The sequence below is a fragment of the Vibrio sp. 10N.222.48.A3 genome (assembly GCF_041475345.1).
Taxonomy (GTDB): domain Bacteria; phylum Pseudomonadota; class Gammaproteobacteria; order Enterobacterales; family Vibrionaceae; genus Vibrio; species Vibrio tasmaniensis_A.
This window is the reverse complement of the sequence record NZ_JBFRVX010000848.1, coordinates 1-5,431: the sequence shown is the minus strand read 5'-3', so window position 1 is coordinate 5,431 and position 5,431 is coordinate 1. Positions and strand designations below refer to the sequence as shown.

At 41.9% G+C, this 5,431-nt stretch carries 6 protein-coding genes; 3 read left to right on the top strand and 3 right to left on the bottom strand.

Annotated elements, in window-relative coordinates; genetic code table 11:
• Window positions 1-254: chromate transporter (locus tag AB4653_RS20705; protein ID WP_372105208.1), on the bottom strand; the 254-nt coding region annotated here is incomplete at its 3' end.
• 100 nt (window positions 255-354) lie between these two features.
• On the opposite strand from AB4653_RS20705, the gene AB4653_RS20700 reads away from it, so the two are divergent.
• Entirely contained in the window at window positions 355-1,284 is a 930-nt protein-coding gene (locus AB4653_RS20700; protein WP_102257768.1) for a LysR family transcriptional regulator, read from the top strand.
• Here the strand turns inward: AB4653_RS20700 and AB4653_RS20695 are convergent.
• Entirely contained in the window at window positions 1,268-2,392 is a 1,125-nt protein-coding gene (locus AB4653_RS20695; RefSeq protein WP_170962707.1) for a phosphatase PAP2 family protein, read from the bottom strand. The genes AB4653_RS20700 and AB4653_RS20695 overlap by 17 nt on opposite strands.
• A 408-nt stretch (window positions 2,393-2,800) precedes the next feature.
• On the bottom strand, window positions 2,801-3,355 hold the full coding sequence (locus AB4653_RS20690; RefSeq protein WP_102257769.1) for a gamma-glutamylcyclotransferase family protein: 555 nt from the start codon (window positions 3,353-3,355) through the stop codon (window positions 2,801-2,803).
• A 306-nt stretch (window positions 3,356-3,661) separates the two neighbouring features.
• On the opposite strand from AB4653_RS20690, the gene AB4653_RS20685 reads away from it, so the two are divergent.
• Together AB4653_RS20685 and AB4653_RS20680 are read left to right on the top strand one after the other, a co-directional pair.
• A complete protein-coding gene (locus AB4653_RS20685) occupies window positions 3,662-4,846 on the top strand; it encodes an NnrS family protein (protein WP_102257859.1) in 1,185 nt (394 codons plus the stop codon).
• Between the two features lie 348 nt (window positions 4,847-5,194).
• On the top strand, window positions 5,195-5,431 hold a 237-nt coding region (locus AB4653_RS20680), incomplete at its 3' end, for a DUF3622 domain-containing protein (RefSeq protein ID WP_372105206.1).

Genomic DNA, 5,431 nt, shown 5'->3' with positions numbered 1-5,431 from the left:
GAAGGGGAGGTGAAGCCTACAAATGCGGCAATCGCACCGGTTAAGCCACCTTTTTTGTAACCAACCGCAAAGCCAACCTGACTTGAGCCTGGACCCGGCAGAAATTGACTGAGGGCGACAATTTGCCCGTACTCTTCGTCGGATAACCAATTCAGTTTCTCAACAAAGGTTTTACGGAAGTAGCCAATATGTGCCGCTGGTCCACCAAAGCTAATCCAGCCAAGCCAGAAAAAGGTTTTAAAAATTGAAAGCATGATCGATTCCAGATAAATGTTTAGCGTAATTTAGGTGGAGTTGTACTATGATTCAAATTAATTGTTTTAATTATAATTATGAATGATATGGGATTGGTTTGTGGCTGACTTTAACTGGAAAGGAATTGATCTTAACTTATTGATTGCACTACAGGCACTGTATAAAACGAACAGTGTGAGCAAAGCGGCTGAGCGTTGTTATGTCAGCCAATCAGCGATGAGTCATAGCTTACAAAGACTGCGAAAGTTGTTTGATGATCCTCTGTTTGAGCGTGTCGGTAGCAAGATGGAGGCGACCGACCGAGCCATTGAATTATCGAGCACCGTCGATGCGTTGCTTAATACTATTCAATCTGAAGTTCTGTTGTCCAAAATGTTCGAAGTTGATAGTTATAAAGGCAGCTGGAAGATCGGACTTACCGATTACGCGGAACAGATGTTTGGCCCAATGATCTTCGATTTTATTAAACAAGCTTCGCCAAACTCTCAAGTCGCATTTCTTAACGTTAATCGAAACAATTACCAGCAGGTATTTGAAGAGGCTAAGCTAGACATTGCGATAGGCAGTTTTGGTGAAGTGCCTAAGCTATATGGCATTGAACATCTCTATACCGAGCAACATGTTTGCTTGCTTGATGCATCCGTTTTGGATGTTGAGTTGCCTATGTCATTACAATCATTTGTCTCTGTGGAGCACGCCTTAGTGTCTCCTAATGGTGCCTTAAAAACGGCAGTTGATACTAAATTGTCTGAATTGGGCTACACCAGAAAAGTGGCGATATCTTCAAGCAACTTCTTAACGGTAAAACGATTGATCAGTGGCAGAAAGCTATTGTGCATTGTGCCTAAGTTAGTCGCTAGAAATGCCCCTAATGTCGACAGTTCACTGATAGCCGTTGCTCCGCCGATAGATGTTCCTGATTTTGATATACAGCTGGTTTATCGTAAGGGAAAGCAATTAGATGACAAAAACACTCACTTGAGGAAAGTGATCTCTCAAGCGGTTGAGATTGTCATTGCGGCTGAGTGATTGATGACGCGTTTCTTTTTAGCAAATAACCAATTAAGTGCCAAAGAGCAACTACCATTAGAGCGCCTATATACCCATCTATTGCGTAGTGCCACGCTAAGTGAACGGACCCAACTTGGACAAAGAAAGCGTAAACCCACGCAATATATCCCCAGTTTTTGTTTAACCGGAATGTGGTCATAGCCATTAACACTGCGATTGTTACATGCAAACTTGGCATGGCGGATATGCCCGTTCCTCTGCCTCTTATTCCTGTCACATAGCTATCCCAAAGCATATCCTGCGCGGATAGCATCCAAAGTGGGAATAGATTCGCTTGCTTTAACTGGAGGTCTTGCGCTTGTAGACGTTCCATTAACCTAAGATAGAGATCTTGTTCATAGAAGTGGTGAAAGTAGGCGGGTCCCGCAGACGACAACAGCGTCGCTATGACGTTACCTAGGAGAAACCAAGATATCAAAAAGGTGAGGATAAATTGGTTACGCAGGTGGTCATTTTTCCGATAGACAATGAAAAAAAGTAACATCCCCCACATAAGAAAAAACCATAAATTGTATAGAAAATTAATCACTAGAGTTGAAGCCGCATTCGGCAGGAAAAAATGTGTTATTTCCCATGGGGATACACCGAAGTGCAGCCACTTATCTAAATGATAAAAGGTAAGATCTAGATTGTATGGATTGAAGTGAGGTATCAGTGATTTTATAAACGTATAGCTCGAGAATGAGATGTTTAAAACGAGCATTAACAAAACAAAATAAATAGGCTTGGATATAGGAAATAGCAGCGATTTCACTTTTTTTATTAACCGTATCGTTGGTTTTTTTTCTCGTTTAAACATTAAATAGCAATAGTAATACGTAGCCCAAACAGTAAAAGTGACAGAGCAAATTGTAATCAAAACATCGATATAGCTATAGATGTCATATTTCATATTCTCGGGAACAAATATGTTGATGATTAAGGTAAACGGGGCAATGAATGCAACATAATACAGAATCAGTTTGTTTCTTCTGAATTCATGAAGTAAAGACGATAACAAGTTTGATTGTTCTTTTTGAGGAGTGGATTTGGCGGTGGTCGTCTCTGAATCCATATAGCCCTTCATCAAGATTTCCTATCATGATTAAAGGTTAGTTCATTTGAGCTGGTTTTCTACTTTTCAACCTTGTGTCTAAGGTAAAAATAAACGAAATAAAACCTTCTATTTTTCACAACCCGACTATACTTAATTTACGACTAAAAGTAGTCGTAAAGAATAGGCTTTTTGATTTACCTAAGTAAAAAAATGGGTTATATCCTAATGATATAGCTTAAAAAACTACCAGGCTAAACGGACTTAGTTGGTCTTAAAAGCGCTAGCTCCCCCTAGCGCTTTTTCTTTTGTTCGAAGTTAGCTCTAACCCCTTAAGTGTTTACAGGTTTGAGTTGTTTAATCTCGATTTAGAACAGTTAACGGTCGAGCTCACTGACTAAGTGCAACAAGCTATGTAGACCGACAAATTATGAGTATCAACTAGCTACGAACGGTCAGTATCAAGCCATCAATCACACTGTGGTGGTGATCAGAAACCCCAGCAAGGTTGCCGTATTTCGGCTGGTGGCGATCATTTTCTAATGGATGGTGCCAACCTTGTGTATGTTCCACAAAGTGCGCCGCAAAGCTTTCAGACACCTCTAAACATCCTGCCATGACAGTATCAACATAGGTTTGAACGATAGGGCTGTTTTCACAAGGCGCTTCGATTTCGTCTCTGATGTATACCCAGATCGATTGATCCGCTTTAAACTCGGTTTGGCTCTCTATCTGATCGTTTCTTAACTCAACTCGATGATAACCACGCTCACGACGATCAAATTCAGCCAACGCAACATCATCGACCTCAAGCAAAACACCATTCACTTGTCCCTCACCAAGATTGACGATCAACGGTGACAAAACATAGCTGTCGTCGATTTTACTCCAGTGACGCACTAGGCCGTGCACTATCGCAGGAATAGCTTGTCCTGTTTGACCTGTGAGTTGACGAGAAGAGGAGTTGATCAAGCTACCATAACCAAAAATATACATCGCGTTCCCTGTCTGTTCTTTTGTATTTGAGACTAGTCTTACTATATGTTTGGCTTCATCAAATGTCAGTAGTTTTTATTTTACACATATTCGAGTCTAAATAACTTTTTGTGGTGTGTTTAATTGACACTTTTTTGTTCTCTAAATACACCTTGTTGCTTGTTTTTATTGGTTTTATATCTTTGGCGCGTTTCATGCATTGTGTTAGGCAATATTGCGGTGATGATTACTGCACCTTGAATTTGGCTATTGGTAGCAATTCAATATAAGCCACACTTGGCTTGTTATCTGAAATGAGGAATGAGTTTGTTAAATATCACAGATAAAAGCGTAGAAGATGCGATTCCAGCTTATCTTCGTTTAGGTTTTAGACCTTTCTTCTTTCTTGGCAGTCTCTATGCCGTGATTGCTATCGTCGCTTGGGTTGTCATGTTCCAAAATGGTCAGCCTGAAGTGTTAAAAGTCCCCGCGCTTTGGTGGCATGTACATGAAATGCTGTTTGGTTTTTCTATGGCGATTGTGGTTGGTTTTGTTCTGACTGCGGTGCAAACGTGGACGGGAGTCAACGGAACTAAACATTATCGATTAGCAGCGCTCGTTGGTTTGTGGCTCGCACCTCGTATTCTATTTTGGACACCGGCGCCATTGTGGTTAATCTCATCGGTTGAAGCGTTGTTCTTGATCTTTGCCGCTTACGAGATTGGTTTCCGTGTCGTGAAATCGAAAGGCTGGAAGAACTTGTTTTTTGTGCCGCTGTTTATATTGGCTATCGTCGCCAACTTTGCTAGTTACGCGACGATTAAAGGCATGCCTCCATTCCCATCGTCTGCAGTATGGCACGCAATGTTATGGTGGTTTACCTTGCTATTATCCGTAATGGGTGGACGAGTTATCCCGTTCTTCACGGCCCGTCGTTTTGACTTTGAAAAAGCACAACCACTGGTTTGGTTGGAATGGCTAGCGAACCTGCCTTTGGTTGGATTGTTTGTGCTGAGCTTCTTCCCGTTGACCTTTGCTCAAGTGGGCAATGAGTTGATGGTGTTTGCAGGTGTGACTCAGTTGGTTCGCTTTGTTCGTTGGAAGCCTTGGACAACGTTGTCTGAGCCTTTGGTGTGGTCACTGCATGCGGCTTATTTGTGTATTCCTTTGAGTTTGTTGCTAAGAGGCTTATTAGATAATCCATTTGCAAGCCATAACATGCTGCACCTGTTTGCGATTGGTGGTTTGAGTGGGCTCATTCTTGCGATGATCACACGTGTCACCATGGGACACACTGGCCGTGCTATCTATAAAGGGCCAAGTGTGGCGCTGGCGTTCTCGGCTATCTTTATCGCGGCATTAGTTCGTAGCTTAGGTGTCACTTTCTTCCCTGCTTACTTATTTGAGATGGTCAACATCAGCGCGGGTTTATGGACGTTGGCGTTTGGTCTGTTTATCTGGAAGTTTGGCATGATGCTGTTAACACCAAGAGTGGATGGTCATCCGGGGTAAGCGTATTGATTTTCTAACACATTTTTAAAGGGAAGCAATGAGCTTCTCTTTTTGAACGCAGCTAGTTATCGCTTTAATTTATCTCTGTTTGAGAACCGTTCATTTCATTGTTGTCGATAAAATAGCATAGAAGTTGATGGTGAATCGGAGGGTTACGAACCCATTGAAATCCGGCACAAACGATTTGCAGCAATGGAGTGTGATCCGCTGCAAATATTTGCAGCAATATTCATTGATTTGTGCTCTAATACCGCGCTTACCAAGGGATGGTGTTAAAAGATGCTCACTTAGATGGAGTTATCAAAGTTGACCGATCCCTTAATGATCTCCCTTAGGAAAAAATAGAACATGTCTAAGAACAAAAAATTTGATATCCGCCTTACAGAAAAACGCAACGGTTGGTGTGCCGAGATTACTCGTCAAGTAACGTCTCGCAGCACAACAGTATCTAAGCGTGAGTCTGGTTTTGAAACTGAAGCTCTAGCACAAGAGTGGGCAGAGAAAGAGCTAGCATCTTTCATCGCAAACCAAGCTGAACGTAACGAGCGTAAATCAGAGCAGCGTAAAGAGCGTGACGAACTACGT